Annotated in this window: 16 protein-coding genes; 12 read left to right on the top strand and 4 right to left on the bottom strand. The window is 47.7% G+C overall.

The window, feature by feature from the left end; translation table 11 throughout:
- The first annotated feature begins 6 nt into the window (after positions 1–6).
- The 5 genes from HMPREF0645_RS01135 to HMPREF0645_RS01115 all read left to right on the top strand — a co-directional run bounded on the left by HMPREF0645_RS01135 (position 7) and on the right by HMPREF0645_RS01115 (position 3,987).
- A complete protein-coding gene (locus HMPREF0645_RS01135; protein ID WP_007172952.1) occupies positions 7–1,686 on the top strand; it encodes a tetratricopeptide repeat protein in 1,680 nt (559 codons plus the stop codon).
- Positions 1,687–1,813: 127 nt separating this feature from the next.
- Positions 1,814–2,236 (top strand): hypothetical protein, encoded by a 423-nt coding sequence (locus HMPREF0645_RS01130; protein WP_245543978.1) that lies wholly within the window; start codon positions 1,814–1,816, stop codon positions 2,234–2,236.
- A gap of 15 nt (positions 2,237–2,251) precedes the next feature.
- A complete protein-coding gene (locus HMPREF0645_RS01125; RefSeq protein ID WP_007172950.1) occupies positions 2,252–3,151 on the top strand; it encodes a hypothetical protein in 900 nt (299 codons plus the stop codon).
- Between the two features lie 17 nt (positions 3,152–3,168).
- Entirely contained in the window at positions 3,169–3,678 is a 510-nt protein-coding gene (locus tag HMPREF0645_RS01120) for a S24/S26 family peptidase (protein ID WP_007172949.1), read from the top strand.
- Between the two features lie 21 nt (positions 3,679–3,699).
- A complete protein-coding gene (locus tag HMPREF0645_RS01115; RefSeq protein WP_007172948.1) occupies positions 3,700–3,987 on the top strand; it encodes a PqqD family protein in 288 nt (95 codons plus the stop codon).
- Positions 3,988–4,033: 46 nt separating this feature from the next.
- Here HMPREF0645_RS01115 and HMPREF0645_RS01110 read toward each other — a convergent pair whose 3' ends face one another.
- Both HMPREF0645_RS01110 and HMPREF0645_RS01105 read right to left on the bottom strand, forming a co-directional pair.
- Entirely contained in the window at positions 4,034–5,242 is a 1,209-nt protein-coding gene (locus HMPREF0645_RS01110) for a DUF4861 domain-containing protein (protein WP_007172947.1), read from the bottom strand.
- Between the two features lie 15 nt (positions 5,243–5,257).
- Positions 5,258–7,468, bottom strand: a complete 2,211-nt coding sequence (locus HMPREF0645_RS01105; protein WP_007172946.1) for a S9 family peptidase — start codon at positions 7,466–7,468, stop codon at positions 5,258–5,260.
- 112 nt (positions 7,469–7,580) lie between these two features.
- Here HMPREF0645_RS01105 and mnmL point away from each other — a divergent pair, with 112 nt between their 5' ends.
- Positions 7,581–8,468, top strand: coding sequence for a tRNA modification radical SAM protein MnmL/YtqA (gene mnmL, locus HMPREF0645_RS01100; protein ID WP_044123208.1), 888 nt, complete (start codon positions 7,581–7,583; stop codon positions 8,466–8,468).
- Positions 8,469–8,518: 50 nt separating this feature from the next.
- Here the strand turns inward: mnmL and HMPREF0645_RS01095 are convergent, their stop codons facing one another.
- Both HMPREF0645_RS01095 and HMPREF0645_RS01090 read right to left on the bottom strand, forming a co-directional pair.
- A complete protein-coding gene (locus tag HMPREF0645_RS01095) occupies positions 8,519–8,938 on the bottom strand; it encodes a YolD-like family protein (protein WP_044123207.1) in 420 nt (139 codons plus the stop codon).
- A gap of 83 nt (positions 8,939–9,021) precedes the next feature.
- On the bottom strand, positions 9,022–10,533 hold the full coding sequence (locus HMPREF0645_RS01090; RefSeq protein WP_007172943.1) for a Y-family DNA polymerase: 1,512 nt from the start codon (positions 10,531–10,533) through the stop codon (positions 9,022–9,024).
- Positions 10,534–10,761: 228 nt separating this feature from the next.
- Here HMPREF0645_RS01090 and HMPREF0645_RS01085 point away from each other — a divergent pair, with 228 nt between their 5' ends.
- The 6 genes from HMPREF0645_RS01085 (at position 10,762) to gcvT (ending at position 19,273) form a co-directional block, all read left to right on the top strand.
- The gene (locus HMPREF0645_RS01085) at positions 10,762–11,067 is read left to right on the top strand and encodes a transposase (protein ID WP_007172942.1); all 306 of its coding nucleotides are present in this window, start codon (positions 10,762–10,764) and stop codon (positions 11,065–11,067) included.
- 71 nt (positions 11,068–11,138) lie between these two features.
- Positions 11,139–11,831 (top strand): XAC2610-related protein, encoded by a 693-nt coding sequence (locus HMPREF0645_RS01080; protein WP_007172941.1) that lies wholly within the window; start codon positions 11,139–11,141, stop codon positions 11,829–11,831.
- Between the two features lie 1,040 nt (positions 11,832–12,871).
- Entirely contained in the window at positions 12,872–15,307 is a 2,436-nt protein-coding gene (gene thrA / locus HMPREF0645_RS01075) for a bifunctional aspartate kinase/homoserine dehydrogenase I (RefSeq protein ID WP_007172939.1), read from the top strand.
- Positions 15,308–15,332: 25 nt separating this feature from the next.
- Positions 15,333–16,616, top strand: coding sequence for a cofactor-independent phosphoglycerate mutase (locus HMPREF0645_RS01070; RefSeq protein ID WP_007172938.1), 1,284 nt, complete (start codon positions 15,333–15,335; stop codon positions 16,614–16,616).
- Positions 16,613–17,941: a threonine synthase gene (gene thrC / locus HMPREF0645_RS01065; RefSeq protein WP_007172937.1), complete on the top strand. Its 1,329-nt coding sequence runs from the start codon at positions 16,613–16,615 to the stop codon at positions 17,939–17,941. Before HMPREF0645_RS01070 ends, thrC begins: the two co-directional genes overlap by 4 nt.
- 246 nt (positions 17,942–18,187) lie before the next feature.
- Positions 18,188–19,273, top strand: a complete 1,086-nt coding sequence (gcvT, locus tag HMPREF0645_RS01060) for a glycine cleavage system aminomethyltransferase GcvT (protein ID WP_007172936.1) — start codon at positions 18,188–18,190, stop codon at positions 19,271–19,273.
- Positions 19,274–19,277: the final 4 nt, after the last annotated feature.

The raw sequence follows: 19,277 nt of genomic DNA, 5'->3' as shown, positions 1-19,277 counted from the left end.
AAATCGATGAGAAAATCAATCCTATTTATATTGTTTGCAGTTTTCCAGATACTCTCCGGAACGCCTTTGTACGCACAATCGTCAGCAGTAAAGAAAGCCGGGCAGAGTGTTTTCACACTCACCACATTCAAGGCAGACGGTTCCATCCATGGTTCCAGCTACGGTGTCTTTGTAGGTTCCGGCGGAGAAGGCATTGCCATGTGGCATCTCTTTGACGGGGCAGAGCAAGCTATTATCGTTGATGCGAAAGGCAAGAAGCATGATGTTGACGTGATGCTGGGTGTGTCGGAACTATACGATATCTGCCAATTCAGAGTAAAGGATATGAGCAGTACAGGACTCCCCCTGCCTACTTCAGACGCTGCTGCCAAAGAAACCTACTTGATAGGATATGACTTAAAGAAGTCGGTCGTTAAGAAACTGAAGCCACTGCGAAGTGAAAAGTTTATGACGACCAATAACTATTATGTGTTCAACGATGTGGATGTGTCGAACACCGACTTGGGAAGCCCGCTGCTGAACGAGCAGGGAGAATTGCTGGGTATTATGCAACGTCATAAGAACGGAGGTCAGGCCTATTCGGCAGATGCCCGCCTGATCAACACGTTTAAGCTGAACGGACTGTCCATCAACGACCGGACCATGCGGGCAACCGGTATTCGTCCGGCGCTTCCGACCGACGAACAGCAAGCTGTTCTCATGCTCATGGTGGCCGGACAGCAGACCGACAGTACAAAATATGAAGCCTATATCAATGATTTTATCTCGCAGTTTCCCACGGCTACCGATGGTTATAAAGCCTTGGCAGCTCGCTATGTGCTGAAGGGAGACCTCGGTATGGCAGACAAAACCTTGGAGCGTGAGGTGAAGAATGCAGCTCAGAAGGACTTGGCTTACAATGATTATGCGCAGGCGATGTACACGGCAGTGGCCTTTAAACGCGACACAACTTTCACCAAATGGAACTATCAGAAAGCCTTGGAACTGGCTCAGAATGCTTATCAAACCAATCCACTGCCGAGTTACAAACACCTGCAGGCAAAAATCATATATGCCCAAGGAGATTATCAGAAGGCGTTGGAAATGTTTACCGAACTGCAAAAAACAGATTTGGGAAAGAACGGTGAGGTGTTCTATGAGGCTGCACAGTGCAAGAAAATGCTCAACAGCCCGAGTGAGGAAGTGATTGCCTTGCTTGATGCCGCGGCCACAGCACAAAACGGTTTGGCTGCTGCGCCCTATATTTTGGCACGTGGACAATATTACGATCGTGCCGGAGAGTATAGAAAAGCCTTTGCAGACTACCTCGCATACGACACGCTGATTAACAATCGAGGAACCCATGATTTTTATTATACCAAGTTCCTGTGTGAGAAGAAAATACGCCAATACAAGCTGGCGCTGAACGATATTGCCCATGCCATCGTGCTCAACCGCACAGAACCCACCTATTATGCCGAGATGGCGAGCCTGCAGTTGCAGTTGAACCAAGTAGAAGACGCGATTATGACATGTGACATGGGGCTGAAGATTACTCAGGAATACTCCGATCTCTACATTATTAAAGGTATTGCTCAATGTGAAAACAAGGATAAAACCAACGGTTTGTCGACATTGCAGAAAGCTCACGAGCTGGGAGACACCCGTGCTCAAGGCCTGATAGAAAAGTATAGTAAAAACAAATAGTACAGCAGGCAGCACGCACGGAAACCCTCACATGTGTTTGATGATGAGCTGTGTGTTTAAAAAAAAGAAAGCAAGAGCATTAAGATTTTTTTTCGTAACTTTGCGAGCGAAACAACATAACGTGAACATGAATATGATTTTAAAACGATATCTGCTATGTGCAGCAATCATGTTGGCAAGCCTAAATATGTCGGCTGCCAACAAACCCCAGACAGTATATATGTATGGTTTTGCATCTTCTTTTAATGACTCCACAGTTTATTTTACAGAAATAATACGGGTGGATTCGGCTTATATAGACTCCAAAACCAAATTCCTCTATGGCCGCAACAACTATTCCTACCAGTTGCGTGACTATTTGGCCAAGAATGGATTTGACAATGCTACCTGCATCACATCGTTTGCTTTAAACCGAAAGAAAGCAGAGAAGAAATACCTCTCCATGCGTAAACGATATTTGGAAGGTGGTCATTACACCATCAAGTACCTCAAGAACGAAGACTTTGTATTCCTTCCTATCAAGGCAGAGAACGAAGCATCAGGTCGATAATGCAGGAAACTGGATATGGGAGAAAAGGATATTCATAATTTTCGTATTGCTGAATTTAATGTTCAAATTATTTTTAAGGGAAGCGAAAAGAACGGGATGCATCTGCTCCGCTCTTTCGAACCCTTCAGAGTTGACACGTTGAACGAAGAAGCTCCACTGTTTCAACTAACGGTAGACGACACGCTCAAAGCAAGACCGAAGGATACGAGAGAACGAATCAGAACCTTTGAGACCGGGAACGGTGATACCATTGTCGACCAGCTTGACGATGGCGGCTACCAATATATTATTAAGAATATTAATGGGGTTGAATGTTGCTTGCTTATTGCCAACAAAGATTTCGACAAGTGCTATTGTGCCCTTAATGGGAATTACAACATGCGGTGCTTTGGATTGAACAATGCACTCATGATGATATTCTCCTTTGCCGGCAGTCGAAGACAAGCTGTAATGATGCACGCTTCATTAGTTCGGCAAAACGGATATGGCTATGCTTTCATAGCCAAGAGCGGTACAGGCAAGTCCACTCAAGTAAGCATGTGGCTGCGTTACCTGCCGGGGTGTGACCTGATGAACGATGACAATCCCATCGTGAGGATTATAGACGACAAGGCATATATTTATGGTAGTCCGTGGAGTGGAAAGACTCCATGCTATCGCAACATCAAGGCACCACTGGGAGCTATTACTCGCATAGACAGGGCAAAGCACAATTCAGTGGACGTTCTCTCTCCCGTCGAGGCTTTTGCCTCTATCCTTCCCTCCTGTTCGACCATGAAATGGGACTTGGAAATTTTCAACAACATCTGTTATACCGTTACGAAACTAATAGAGACGACAGGGGTTTATACCCTGCACTGTCTACCCAACAAAGAGGCGGCAGAAGTTTGTAATCAAGCCATTAAGGTGAAATAATCCGGCCAACCCATGATATGTTTGTTATGAAACAGAATCAGGATGTGTCCGGTGCCAAGGATGTCAAGGAAGTTCAGATTCCAAATGCCATACTCATTCCGGAGATTATCAGTTTAATGGAAGAAGGCCATACGGTGACTTTGCGGTTGAAGGGCTTTTCCATGCGGCCTTTTTTAGAAAACAATCGGGACAAAGCCCTGATGTGTAAGGCCGTTAACCCCCAAGTGGGTGACCCCGTACTGGCCATGGTAAGTGACAAGCACTATGTGCTGCATCGCATTATTCGCATCGATGGAGAACAAGTAACGTTGCGTGGGGACGGTAATATTGGTACCGAAACCTGCCGACTACAGGATGTGAAGGGGGCGGTCATCGGTTTCTATCGCAAAGGGCGCACGACCCTTGACCGTACTGATGCCACCAAATGGAAAGTGTATTCATGGATATGGACACGCCTATTTCCCGTGCGACGATATCTTTTGGCTGCTTACAGAAGAATATGGATTCCACTATTCGGAACAATATAGAATCAATTCAATAAAGAAAATATGAAGGCAAAAAAAGGCTTTAACTTACGCAATGTGTGCGGTCAAAACTTAATTGTGGCCGAGGGCAAGGAGAATATGGACTTTAGCAACATCATCAGCATGAATGAAAGTTCTGCCCTGCTATGGGAAAGGATACAGGGAAAAGACTTTACTGTAGAAGACCTTGTGCAGATACTTCAGGATGAGTATCAGATAGACGACAACACGCCGCTTCCTCGGGAGCAGGCTATGCAAGATGCTGCTACCGTAGTTAACCAATGGAAAGAAGCCGGCATGTTAGAAGATTAAGTCACAAATGACTTTAGTAAATGAGGGTGTGTCAATCGACACGCCCTTATTTGATTTCAGGAACCAGAGGCTGTTCCAGTGCTTTCATGAAATGATTGATACGCAACTGCCACTCTTCCTGATTCCTCACATCATATTCACTCCAAGCACTACCGAAGTAATAGGTATAGCGCTCATTGTTTTTCAATCCCTTCTTCACACCAATGGCATGCCCTTCAATCCCGTTGAAAGGTTTGTCAAGCAATAACTTTTTGGTGTTGGCTCCGTATGGAAACAGGGTAGCAACATAAATCTGAAAGCCATATTTTTCAGGGTGTTCCGTGGGATCGGCATAGTGTACAAAGTTCTTTCCGATGACCACGCTTTCCGTGTCGGCAGAATGAATCACCACTCCTGCGGCCAAGTCACAAGGTTCACTCAGTCCCTCATACCATACGGTCATCTTATTAAAGTTCGATCCTTTGTCAAGACTGATTAGCCGATGTTCTACCACATGGTCATCGTTCTTGATCTTGGCGGGGTTGAAGATCAGCTCCACTGTAAAGCGTAACGGACCGTTATCCAGAATCTTATAAGTCTTAAAGCAATAAGGCATCTTCAGTTCACCGTTCACCATCAAGGCAGGAGTTCCGCAACCCAGCGTCGGTCCAACGCCATAGCAGTCAAGTCCATGACCATGGTTAAGGTGAAAAGAGGTGTGCAGATTGATGTCCCTTTTAATGCTGTCGTTGTCTGCAGCATTTATTCTGATACTTCCCTCGTATGTTGTATAATACCGTTGCGACATGTCCAATTCCTTGGAATTCTTAGTCCACACATCAATGCCATAACTTTTTTCGCCTGAACGCTGTAAGGCCGGGCCATAAACACGATACGCACCGCGGTCGTTTTCCCAGCCGAGGTCGTCTTTCCTCATAGGATACAACTTGCCTTGCACCCATGTACGCATCGGTTCCGGAGTTCCCTCAGACACCTTAAAGACTGTTTGTCCTTTTGGTTTTACGGCTGCATCGATCAGGAGTTTGCCATCGTGGGTTATTTGATAAGTTAATTGTTGTCCCATCAGGTTTTTCACAACAAATGGAGTTCCGCTTGCAATACCCATTCGCTGTCTCACCTGCTGAACATCCAATTCCACCAACTCCTGACGCTGTATGGCATCCTGATTATGCACGGTGATGGTCACATCGGCAGCTCTTAGAGCTGTCGGAATAAGCATTAAAGCTCCCAAACATACTTTACTTAATACTTTCATTGTCTATCAACTTTATTATTTCGACATCAAGTTTTCTTTAAACCATGTGGTAATCTGACGCAACAGATGATTGCGCGTGTTCCCACCAAAGATGCCATGATTACGGTTCGTATAGAATATCTGCTTAAAATCTTTATCAGCCTGCACCAATGCCTCTGCATACTCAAAGGTATTTTGCGGATGCACATTGTCATCGGCAGCACCATGGCACAGCAACAGGGCACCGTTCAGTTTCCCGGCACGTGTGATGGCATTATCGTTGTAGCCTTCCGGATTCTCTTTTGGCGTGCGCATATAACGCTCCGTATAAACCGTATCATAGAACCGATAGCTTGTGGGTGGTGCCACAGCTACACCGGCTTTGAACACTCCACGTCCTTCACTCATACTCATGAGCGTACAGAATCCACCGTATGACCAGCCCCAAATGCCAATATTATTTTGATCAACATACGACTGTTTGCTTAGATACAATGCGGTTTCCACCTGATCCTTAGCTTCGAGATTGCCCAAACGTTGATAGGTACACTTCTCGAACTCCGCACCACGTCCACCGGTGCCACGTCCGTCCACACAAACCACAACAAAACCCTGCTGTGCCAGATATTGGTCAAAAGCTCCTCCCTGCCCCATTGATCCAATGTTCCAGGAGTCCACCACCTGTTGGTTGCCGGGACCACTGTATTGGAACATAATTACCGGGTATTTCCGGTTAGCATCAAAATTGGCCGGCTTAATCATCCACCCATCTAATTTCACACCTTCTGAAGTGGTGAAAGAGAACATTTCCTTCGGCCTCCATCCGTATTGTTGGGTTTTCTGCAATAGCTCCTTGTTGTCTACATGCGTGGCAACCAACTTGCCCCTGTTGTCCCTCGTGGTATAGACGTATGGGGTGTTACGGTCACTCCACGTGTTGACAAAATATCTATAATCGGCTGAGAACACGGCCGTGTTCCAACCCTCGCGGTCTGTCAGTCGGTCCGTCTTGCCATTCTTGTGCGACACATAAATCTGCCTGTCATGCGGATTGAGCGCCGCAGCCTGATAATAAACATCGCCCGTCTTCTCATCATAGCCATAGACACCGGTTATATCATACTGACCATCACCCACTGTCCGCTGCAACTGCCCGTTGCCGTCGTACAGGTATAATTGCATATAGCCACTGCGATCCGAAGGCAGCAGCACGTAATCCTTGCCCACACGTATGGATGTCATGGCCGACTCCTGCACATACTTGGGTACACGCTCCTTGATCAGCAGTTTTGCCACCGTACTACGTGGATTGACCGTATAGAGATCCAGCTCGTCCTGGTGCCGGTTCATGGTATATACCATCACCCGGTTGGCATCCGGCGTAGGCAAAATGCGGGGGATGTAGTCTTCATCGCCAAGCGGAATATTAAGCTTTTGTGTACGTCGGCTTTGGGTATCAAAACTCCACACCGAAACCTTCGAGTTCTTCTCTCCGGCCTTGGGATACTTGTAGCTGTACATACTCGGGTAAACCTCGTTGTCCTTCATCTCCGGATTCGTCCCCTTGAACATCTGCAGACTGTATTCTTTCACGTCAGTCTCGTCATATCTTATCCAGCACAACATCGTCCCATCGGCATTGAAGGTCATGGCACTGCTGAAGGAAAACTCCTCCTCATTTACCCAATCGGGTATTCCATTGATCACTTGGTTGAACTGACCATCCTTGGTCACCTGACTCTCACTATTGTCATAGAGCAGCTTCACCAGAAAGATGTTGTTGTCTCGCACAAAGGCCACCTTGTTTCCGTCGGGCGACCAGACCGGAGTTTGCTGAGGACCACCCTCTGACAGCTTTTCCAACTTGCGGCTCTGTATCGTATAGATGTAGAACACGGCCTTATACGACCGGCGGTATATCGGCTCTGTCTTCGTACGAATGAGCATACGCTTTCCGTCCGGCGACATCACATAGCCGTCAAACGCCGTAAGGGTCTCGCCCTGAGTCTGGTTGACATCAAACAAGATACCTGTCTGTTTCCCGGTCTTGAAGGAATATTGCACAATTTGCGTCCCGTCCGGCGAAACCTGAGCATATTGGTCGGTTCCCTCTATGGGATCAATACCACTGATGCGTTGAGCGGCAAACTCGCCTTGAGCCAATGACTTCAGGTTGATCTTGTCGGATGCAGGCAGGGCAACGGTGAACATAAGCATGGCTGAACATGCCATTAAAAATTTCTTCATGACCTAATTTTTCTTTCTTTGCAACAAAGTTACCTATTTTTTCTTTAATTTTGTGTTCGGTTTTATAACATTTAACGACAAAATACACACACAAGGAGGATTTTTGGGAAATATGCGCTATTTAGACTTCGGTACATGGATAAGACAACAGTTTCCATTCAGGGTTCAGAAAATTTCCATCGATGCCGGGTTCACCTGTCCCAATCGTGATGGAAAAATTTCGAGCGGAGGATGTACATTTTGTGACAACCGCACGTTCAGCCCTTCTTTCTGCACGAAAGAAAAAACGATCACCCGGCAGTTGGAGGATGGCAAGGCTTTCTTTGCGCATAAATATCCCGATATGAAGTATTTGGCTTACTTCCAATCTTTTACCAACACATACGCCAAGACAGACCAGCTGAAGCAAATGTACGAGGAGGCACTGGCCGTAGACGATGTGGTGGGTGTGGTGATTGGCACCCGTCCCGACTGCATGAGCAACGAGCTTTTAGACTATTTAGAGGCTCTGAGTCATCAAACCTTTCTGATTGTCGAATACGGCATTGAGTCTGCCAACAACCAAACCCTACTTCGGATCAACCGCGGGCACACCTTCGAATGCAGTCGTGACACCATCGAGCGAACCCACGCCCGAGGCATCTTGACCGGCGGACACATCATTCTGGGCCTTCCCGGCGAAGACCAACAAGAGTCGCTTCGCCAGGCTCCCATCATTTCGAGTCTGCCACTCGACATCCTGAAAATACACCAACTGCAGATTATCCGTGGCACTCGGCTTGCCCGCGAATATGCCCGACAGCCTTTTCATCTCTACAGTGTGGAAGAATACATCGACCTCATTATCAGCTATGTGTCGCTACTCAGAGACGACTTAGTCTTGGAACGATTTGTCAGCCAAAGCCCGGCCGACCTGCTCATTGCCCCAAAATGGGGATTAAAAAACCATGAATTTACCAACCTGTTGAACAAAAGGATTCGCGAAAGAACAACGAGATGACCCGAAACTAAACGATTATGCCCTTTCCAAACATCAGCGCTTGAACCCGATCAACCCTCCACGTCGTTCAAGTCGACAATAAACCGGAACGGTATTTTGATCAGTCCGCCGCCCGTTGCCAACTCCATGCAGCGTTCATCTTCGTTCACACGGCACATCTCTCCGACAACCTGAAGATAGCGCCCGCCCGCCTTTTTGGTATCCGGCTCAAAATAAGTCACGCATACGCCCGGCCGTTCGGAGAGCTTTTCCCTGAGTACAGTCAGTTTCCTGTCGAGCTCTTCCCTTTGGTCGGCCGAGGGCTCCTCAAAATCCTGCGTGGTGCGTGCTGTTTCGCGCAACGTCTCCTTGTGTCCCGTCAGTGCGGCAAAAGAAGAGAATTGGGCCGCACGGTTGGCCATGGACATCGGCGGATGATGCTTGGAGACTGGATGTGGCAAATTGATGATGTCGTCGTAATCCGTACTCATAATCAGTCTGTTGTAGTGATTCGTTATAGCTTTGATGTTATATTCAAAATAGCAAACTACCGTTGTCATCTTGGTGCAGTCGGTCACGCCTTGTGTCCACCGATTTGACTGTTGCGGCTTCGCGTGGTGGCTCCTTCCTCAAAGTCAATGCCCTTGAGTATGGCATTCTTGCCAAATTTTCTTTTGATGCGCAGTAGTGTTTGCTGCATTCTGTGTTCCTTGTCCAAAGCCTCCTGCCGTTCCTGTTCCTCCTGGTGCAGGGCTTCATAGTCGGTGAACATATCCAGCTGTACCGGCTCCGAGGAATTTTTCTTAGCCTTTTGCTCATCTATCACGCGGTTGGCCACCAGCGTCAGCCGGCGTATCAGCAGGTTGGGGTTCACAATCTTGTCGAACAGGGCGGTCACCGCTTCGGTAATGAGTTTCGACGAGGAGTTATAAAAATCCAAATTGGCCGTGCCATGGGCATGCTTGGGCACCGGTCGCCCATAGTGGTCGGTTGTTATCGGTCCTTGGTAGGTTGCCCGTATGGTTGGGTTTTTCAGACTTTCCGTGTCGTAGCCGATGGAGAGCACCAGCTGGTCCGTCACCAACTGCTTGTCCACCAAGTCGAGTGCCATGATGTCTGCCATCTCCTTGGCGACCACCCGCGCCTTTTTACAGGTGTAAGGCTCATGCAACACCTGGCCGCTGCTCAGCGAGTTGACTTCCGGTTTGTATTGCTTCACCGCTTCTATGGTGCAGGGTTCCCATCCCCAGGCATGGTCTATGAGTAGTTCCGCATTGACACCAAACAGCTTATAGAGCAGTTCTTCCCGCTCGATGGAGCACCGTGCTATCTGTCCCATCGTTTGTATGCCGTAGGGTGCCAGCCTGTTGGCCGTCCCCCTCCCCACTCTCCAAAAGCTCGTCAGGGGTCGGTGGTCCCACAGCTTCTTGCGATACGTCATCTCGTCAAGTTCGGCTATCCTCACTCCGTCGCTGTCAGCGGGAATGTGTTTGGCCACGATGTCCATAGCCACTTTGGCCAAATAGAGGTTGGTTCCTATGCCTGCCGTCGCCGTGATGCCCGTCTCCTTCAGCACAGCCCTTATCATGGTCATCGCCAACTCATGGGCTGTCATCTTGTAGGTCTTAAGATAGTTGGTGACATCAAAGAACACCTCGTCTACAGAGTACACATGCATGTCCTCCGGTGCCACATATTTCATATACACCTGGTAGATGCGTGCACTGTAATCGATATAATAGGCCATCCTCGGCACAGCCACAATATAGTCCACCGCCAGCTGTGGGTTGGCTTTGAGTTCCGCGTCGAACACCGATGTTCCCGTCAGCACATAGCCCGGGGCATACAGCCTTCGCTCCTCGTTCACCTCGCGCACACGCTGCACCACCTCAAACAACCGCGCCCGACCACTGATGCCGTAGGCCTTGAGCGAGGGTGAAACGGCCAGACAGATGGTCTTTTCCGTCCGACTGTTATCGGCCACCACCAAGTTGGTGGTCAACGGATTAAGTCCTCGTTCCACACACTCCACAGAGGCGTAGAACGATTTCAGGTCGATAGCAAGATATGTGCGCTCCTTACTCATACATGTCATTCTCCTGATGCAAAGATAACAAATTAATCCGGAAAGCATATCGATACGCCATGTCAAAAGGATACACGCGCAACAGCATCGGGATACTGAAACCGGGCGTCATGCTGCTCCTCAAAAAGTTTACACGGAAACGCCAAAAAAAGGCGCTCAGGTATTCTATTGGAAAATTAAAATCCTATATTTGCCTACACGCTCATTTTGGTCTAAACGCGTAAAATTATGAAGAAGCATTTAAACCCGTTGGAGAAAGAGTTTCTCATTCGCCAGTATTTCAACAATCCGGATGTAAGCCTCAAGTCATTCTGTGAGGCGAACAATGTATCAACCAGTTCCTTCAGGAAGTGGCGGCGGCTTTATTCCCAATATGGGATAGAAGGCCTTAGCAAGGATGATAAAAAGCTCGCCCCGCTTCTCCCACCGGAAGTAAATCCTACCTTGGAAATGTACAAGAAAGAGGTCCTCCGTTTGCGGATAGAGGTCGAGCGATTTAAAAAAAACTATACTGAAATGCAAATAGTGATATAAGGTAATTGTTCATTCTTATACAATTTCAAAAAAATACGTATATTTGTCGTCATAAATTTAAAAATAGAAGTATGAAAAAAACATATGTAACTCTACTCGTTTTTGGTAGTTCTCTTTTACTATTGGGATGCACTGAGAATAAAATGAAATGTGTTCCACAGAAAGCAGCAACCTCTGATTCTTCTATGAAAAGTAATGATGACACTCTAAGACTTATTATAGGGCATGAGGTTGACGATGTTGATTATGAAGTGATTATTAAATGTGGAGACAAGACCATTCATCGCTTCGGATACAAATATCCTGAGGACGATGATTTTGTACTAAATGGAGAACGTATTGATAGTTGTCTATTGGCTGACTTGAACTTTGACGGAATAAAAGAAGACGTGTTGTTTTATTTGGGCAGTTTTGGAGCTTCAGGCACAGAATATTTTGATGCTTACGTGTGGAATCCTAAAACAGAACATTATGACAAAATAGAAGAATTCAGAGATATACCTAACCCCAAAATCAGCGAAAAATACAAGTGTATTCTTTCAAGGGGGCATGTTTCTGCCGCAGAGAATAAATATGCCAAATATGTATGCACCAATGGACGCCTCGTCAAGGTTGCTGAATTAAGGCAATATTGGCAAGGTAATATTTATCCTGAGCGGGACAGGGCTATTTATGAAGAGCATTTTATAAAAACTAATGTTTGGAAAAAGAACTTAAACCTCTATCAAATCAGCGATTTTTGGAAACCTGTCGTACAATTTTGAAAGTTTTTTATATTAGGGACTATTGATGTGCTACACTATCTAATCACCTTCCCACATATCGGCTTTGTCCTGCATCCAATGCAGGATAAGGGCTTTTCTTATTTGCAATACTCTGCTTTCTTTTCGGCTCAAAACGATAACGTCTTTTTATAACGAGTGCTTCCACAAAGCATAGCTATACTATTGTTGGAAACAAGTCTGAAGAAACAACAGCAATAAAATTGTCGCCTGCTGCTGACATCCAACAAAAACAGGTTAAGATATACATGAGATGATTTATACTTTAATGGCTTATAAGGATAAAAATATATAAATATGAAGACAAAAAATTAAGAATAAAGGACAATTATGTGTACTCTTGTGACGATAAAAAACACAAGAATAAAATCATTATGTAAACCTTTGGAAACAGAACTTAAAAAGAACCTTTTTTTTGTAAACTTTTGAGGGCTCTTACAAACATGCTGACAGTGATTCCTCTCAGGTTTTGCTGATGTCAAAATTATATCACAAAAAAGAGGTCGTCAGGACCTACCCTTTTAGACAAGAAATTCTAAGGATTTGTCAATTCTTCTTATTTCGCGGAATGAAAAAACAGAAACCACGGTGCGACGGAGGCCTGATCGTACTGCCTTAAAAGCTCTTTCATCATGCGACATGGCCTCATCCGAGATACGATTAGGCTTGAACCGCACCGCCATTACATATTGAATCGTAAACGATTGAAAAGTTATCTTTTCAGGATTTCAGCGTATAGGTTAGTAATTCCCTAACATACAACAGATTACAAAAATACGTTATTTTGGGCGTGTAGCTCGCCAGCGCTCTTTTATTTTGAAATACGCGAATTTTGAGCAACGTTTTGTCCGCATTATTCAATAACAATCTGAAAGGAAATTGCCATTAAAATGAACAAGGCGTAGTATTTTTAGCCCTTTTTCATTGGACATCAAAAAAATAATTGTTAATTTTGCAATTAAGTTTTGCCACAGCCCTGTTTGTCCCAGGGGTGGCACGACATGACTAAAATATCACATTTGATGAAAGTATTAAAGTTTGGCGGAACATCGGTAGGTTCCGTAAAAAGCATTTTGAGCTTAAAGCGTATTGTGGAAAATGAGGCACGCAAACAGCCGATTGTTGTTGTTGTCAGTGCCTTGGGTGGAATAACCGATAAACTCATTGCCACGTCAAAAATGGCGGTAGAGGGCGATGAAGGTTGGAAAGCGTCTTATCAAGACATGGTGAATCGGCATCACAAAATGATCGACACCATTATCACCGATCTCAACGACCGCGAATTATTATTTAATAAGGTAGACACCCTTTTCGAACAACTTCACTCCATTTATTTCGGGGTATATCTCATTCACGACCTGAGTCAAAAGACATTAGATACCATCGTGAGCTACGGTGAGCGTCTGAGTTCGACCATTGTGGCCACGCTGGTCCGCGGTTCCAAATGGTTTGACTCGCGCGAGCTGATCAAGACCGAGGCCGTGAACGGCAAGAACAATCTCGACAGCGAGCTGAGCACCAAACTGTTGAGGGATGCTTTTGAGGACTTGCCGCGCGTGTCGCTTGTGCCGGGTTTCATCTCCTCAGACCGCGATACCGGCGAGACAACCAACCTGGGTCGGGGAGGCTCCGACTATACGGCTTCGCTGATTGCGGCCTCGCTCAACGCGGAGTCGTTAGAGATATGGACCGACGTGGATGGGTTTATGACGGCCGACCCGAAAGTCATACGGTCGGCCTACACCATCGATGAGCTGAGCTATGTGGAGGCCATGGAGCTATGTAACTTCGGTGCCAAGGTCATCTACCCACCAACCATCTATCCGGTATGCATCAAGCACATCCCAATCCACGTTAAAAACACGTTTAACCCCAATACTCCCGGCACAATCATCAAGGACAAGGTGGAGAACGACCGCAAGGCCATCAAGGGTATATCGAGCATCAAGGGCACGACGCTCATCACGGTGTCGGGACTTTCGATGGTTGGTGTGATTGGAGTGAACCGACGCATCTTCACGGCGCTGGCCAACAATGGTATCAGCGTGTTCCTTGTGTCGCAGGCTTCATCGGAAAATTCTACCTCCATCGGTGTGCGCGATGAGGATGCTGACAATGCCGTGAAGGTGTTGAACCATGAGTTTCAGACCGAAATCGAAGATGGTGCGATGTTCCCCATGCATGCCGAGAGTAACTTGGCCACCATCGCTATCGTTGGTGAAAACATGAAGCACACGCCGGGCATCGCCGGCAAGCTGTTTGGCACCCTGGGGCGCAGTGGTATATCGGTCATTGCGTGTGCGCAGGGAGCTTCAGAGACCAACATCTCGTTTGTCGTCGACTCGAAATATCTGCGCAAGTCGCTGAACGTGCTCCACGACTCGTTCTTCCTTTCAGAATACAATGTCCTCAACGTGTTTATCTGTGGCATTGGCACCGTGGGCAGCAAACTCATCGAACAAATCCGGTCGCAATATGAAGAACTGAAGGAACATTCGCGCCTGAAGCTCAACGTAGTCGGCATAGCCAGTTCCAAGAACGCCATCCTCTCGCGCGACGGTGTAGACCTCGACAACTATCGGGAGCAACTGAAGTTGTCGGAGCCCAGCAGTCCGGAGAAACTACGTGACAGAATCCTGAAGATGAACATCTTCAATTCAGTCTTTGTAGACTGCACGGCGTCGCGTGAAATCGCAGCCCTCTATCAGTCGTTCCTGAGTCACAACATCAGTGTGGTGACGGCCAACAAGATTGCTGCCAGTTCGGCCTACGAGAACTACGAGAAACTGAAATCAACAGCATTGAAACGCGGTGTGAAATTTCTCTACGAGACGAATGTTGGAGCTGGACTGCCCATTATAGGAACCATTAATGACCTAAGAAACTCGGGTGACAGAATACTCAAGATAGAAGCAGTTCTGAGCGGTACGTTAAACTTTATCTTTAACGAGATATCGGCTCAGGTTCCCTTCTCCGAAACCGTGAAAAGAGCCAAGGAGCAGGGCTATTCGGAACCCGACCCACGCATCGACCTGAGTGGCGTAGACGTGATTCGCAAGTTAGTGATTCTGACGCGCGAGGCCGGGTATCGCGTGGAGCAAGACGATGTCGAGAAATCACTGTTTGTACCCGACGAATATTTTAAGGGTTCGGTAGACGATTTCTGGGAGAAACTGCCCGAACTCGATGCTGATTTCGAAGCGCGCAGGAGACAGCTTGATGCCGAGGACAAACGGTGGCGATTTGTGGCCACAATGGATGGCGGCAAGACAAGCGTGGCCCTGCGGGCCGTGGATCGCAACCATCCGTTTTATCGTTTGGAAGGGAGCAACAACATCGTGATGCTCACCACCGAACGCTACAAGGAATACCCCATGCAGATACAAGGCTATGGCGCCGGGGCAAGTGTGACGGCTGCCGGTGTGTTTGCCAACATTATGAGTATTGCCAACGTTTAAGCCATTTCCGTTTGATAGACAAGACATGAAACATATTATTATTTTGGGAGACGGCATGGCCGACCATGCTGTCGATAGACTCGGCGGTAAGACGCTGTTGCAAGCTGCCGACACGCCCTGGATGGACCGGCTGGCCCGCGAAGGGCGTTGCGGACGACTGATGACCATTCCCGAGGGTTTTCACCCCGGCTCAGAGGTGGCCAACACAGCCATCTTGGGCTACGACCTGAACAAGGTGTATGAAGGGCGCGGCCCACTCGAGGCTGCCAGCATCGGGTATGACTTGGCTCCGGAAGACCTGGCGATGAGGTGCAACCTCATCACGCTGGGCAACGGGAAGATTCTTACACACAACGGGGGAAATCTCTCGACGAAGAATGGGGATGTGCTGATCAACTATCTCAACAGTAAGTTAGGGACAGATCAAATACGATTTATAACCGGCATTCAATACCGCCACTTGCTGGTTATCAAGCGGGCAAGCAAGCACGTGGTGTGTGCCCCTCCCCACGACCATCCGAACGAGGAATGGCAGAGCCTGCTCGTGAAAAGCGAGAAGGGATGGGAGGATGTGCATGAGCCTATCATGGGGTCTGACGGAAAACCGACGGGCGAAACACGAATGTCGGGACAGGAAACGGCCGACCTGTTGAACGACTTGATTATGAAATCGCAAGAACTCTTGGCCAGTCACCCTTTTAACCGCGAAAAAGAGCGCAAGGGCGAGCGCCCGGCCAACAGCATCTGGCCTTGGGGCGGAGGCTACAGACCGAACATGCAGACGCTGATGCAACTCTATTCGCAGGTGCGGACCGGCTCGGTTATCTCGGCCGTCGACCTGATTCGGGGCATAGGCCACTATGCAGGGTTAGACATTATTAAGGTGCCGGGCGCCACGGGTATGGCCGACACCAACTATGAAGGTAAGGCAGAGGCCGCGCTCAAAGCCCTGAAGAAGCAGGATTTTGTTTACCTTCACTTGGAGGCGAGCGACGAGGCCGGCCACGATGGTGACCTGGAATTGAAGCTGCGTACCATCGAATATCTTGACAAGCGGATAGTAAAACCGATATATAATGAGGTGAAAACGTGGGACGAAACGGTGTATATCGCCGTATTGCCCGACCATCCCACGCCTGTGGAAGTGCGCACACATGTCAGCGAACCAGTGCCCTTCCTATTCTGGCATCGGGGTATAGAACCGGACGCCGTGCAGCAATACAACGAGGTGGCATGCGTGTCGGGGTCGTACGGTCTGCTCCGCCTCAACGAATTTATGGACTCCTTTATGAAAATAAACGTATCATGAAATATTTCTCCACCAACCATCAGGCTCCTGATGCCACGCTCCGTGAAGCTGTGGAACGCGGGCTGGCTCCCGATCGCGGACTCTATATGCCCGAGAAAATCAAGGCTTTGCCCCCAAGTTTTTATGAACATATCGACGAGATGACCTTTCAGGAGATGTCGTTCGAAGTGGCCAAAGCCTTCTTTGGCGATGACGTGGACGAGCAGTCGCTGAAGCAAATCGTTGACGAAACATTGGCCTTTGAAACTCCGGTCGTTCCTGTGGAACGCGGCATCTACGCCCTCGAACTCTTTCATGGGCCAACGCTGGCTTTCAAAGACGTGGGTGCGCGGTTCATGGCTCGTCTGCTCCAATATTTTATCAAGAAAGACAGGCGCAGCAACAACCGCGTCAACGTCTTGGTAGCAACTTCGGGCGACACGGGGTCGGCTGTGGCCAACGGTTTCCTCGGTGTGGACGGCATTCATGTCTATGTGTTGTATCCCAAGGGAAAGGTAAGCAAGATACAGGAAAGCCAGTTCACTACGCTGGGGCAGAACATCACGGCTTTGGAGGTAGACGGCGTGTTTGACGATTGCCAGGCCTTGGTGAAGAGTGCCTTTATGGATTCGGAGCTGAACCAACACATGGCATTGACATCGGCCAACTCTATCAACGTTGCACGCTTCCTGCCACAGGCTTTCTATTATTTCAATGCTTACGCACAACTCAAGAGATCCGGACAATTATGCTTTGCAAAGGATGGGAAGAGCAATCTCGTGGTTTGCGTGCCAAGTGGGAACTTCGGTAATATCACTGCCGGACTCTTTGCCGCAAGAATGGGACTACCCATTAAACATTTCATTGCATCGAACAATGCCAATGATGTGTTTTACAATTATTTACAAACCGGAGCGTATCAGCCAAAACCCAGTAAACAAACGCTGGCCAATGCCATGGACGTGGGTGACCCGAGCAATTTTGCCAGAATACTTTCGCTCTACAATAACAGCTGGGAAAGGATTAAGGCGGATATCAGTGGGGCAACCTATCCTGATTCGCGCATCCGGGAAACGATGAGGGCTTGCTACACCTCCACGGACTACGTGCTCGACCCCCATGGGGCATGTGGCTATCAAGCCCTGAAGGAACAACTCGGGAATGACGAGGTGGGTGTGTTTCTTGAAACCGCACATCCGGCCAAGTTCAAGGAAAAGGTGGACGATATTCTCGGCATAGATATAGTCATTCCGCAACGGCTCCAAAATTTTATGAAAGGCAAGAAGCAGAGTGTGGAAACGGACAGCAGTTTCGACTCGTTCAAGAGTTTCCTAATGCAAGAATAATCGGGCTTCAGCAAGCATTTTGCAAGCATTTTAATGCGTGTGTTAAAGGATATTGACCCCTGTGGCTTCTTTTGAAGGCAAAACGTCAGGACAATAGCTTTTGACACACGCATTTGCTGTGTTATTTTTAGTTTATCAAGCCTATATTTTTTGCATAATAAATCCATTAATTCAAAATAATTAGTTAAGTTTGCAGACGAAGAATGCCGATACATTCAAGAACTAACAACAATATAATATAGGCCGATGAACAAACGAACTTGCCTTTATGAGCGACACACCAAATTGGGTGCGCTCATTCAACCTTTTGGTGGCTTTGATATGCCCATACAATACACTTCCATTATTGAAGAGCACAATGCTGTTCGGCAGCATTGCGGTGTTTTCGATGTATCCCATATGGGTGAAGTCTTTGTCAGGGGAAAAGATGCAGAGAGGTATATCAACCATATTTTTACCAACGATGTGACTGGGGCGCCCATCCACCAGATATACTATGGTATGATGCTCTATCCCGATGGAGGCACGGTGGACGATTTGTTGGTCTACAAAATGGGCGACCAGGAGTTCTTTGTTGTCATTAACGCAGCCAATATTGATAAAGATGTGGAGTGGATGATGAGCAACAAGGAGGGATTCGACGTTGAGATAGACCATGCTTCGGAACGCTACGGACAACTGGCTGTACAAGGCCCAGAGTCGGAAAAGGTGCTGGCCGAGGTGCTTGGCTGGGATTGCAGTGACTTGAAGTTTTATACTGCAAAGACGATTGACACTGGCCAGGAGGAGATCATTATCAGCCGAACAGGCTATACGGGCGAGGACGGTTTTGAGATTTACGGCTCTCATGACTTTATCGTGGAACAATGGGACAAGCTCATGGCAAGCGGACAATGTGTGCCTTGTGGCTTGGGATGCCGCGACACGCTTCGCTTTGAGGTCGGGTTGCCACTTTATGGTGACGAGTTGTCGGACAAGATCTCACCCGTGATGGCTGGTCTAAGCATGTTTTGCAAGTTCGATAAACCTGAGTTTATTGGGAAAGAGGCTGTGGCCAAGCAAAAGGAAGAAGGACCTGCGATGCGGCTTCGCGGCATTGAAATGGAAGACCGTGCTGTGCCGCGCCATGGCTACAAGGTGCTGAAGGACGGCAAGGAAGTGGGCGAGGTAACCACCGGCTACCGACTCATCTCCGTGGACAAAAGCTGTGCGGTGGCTCTGGTTGATGCCAGCCTGAAGTTGGGCGACAAGGTGGAAGTGCAGATTCGAAAGAAATTGTTCCCCGGCACCATTGTCAAAAAGAAATTCTATGATAAACATTACAAAAAATAAAATT

This window comes from Hallella bergensis DSM 17361, from assembly GCF_000160535.1.
Taxonomy (GTDB): Bacteria; Bacteroidota; Bacteroidia; order Bacteroidales; family Bacteroidaceae; genus Prevotella; species Prevotella bergensis.
The sequence above is the reverse complement of the archived record's forward strand: the minus strand, read 5'-3'. Positions and strand labels throughout refer to the sequence as shown.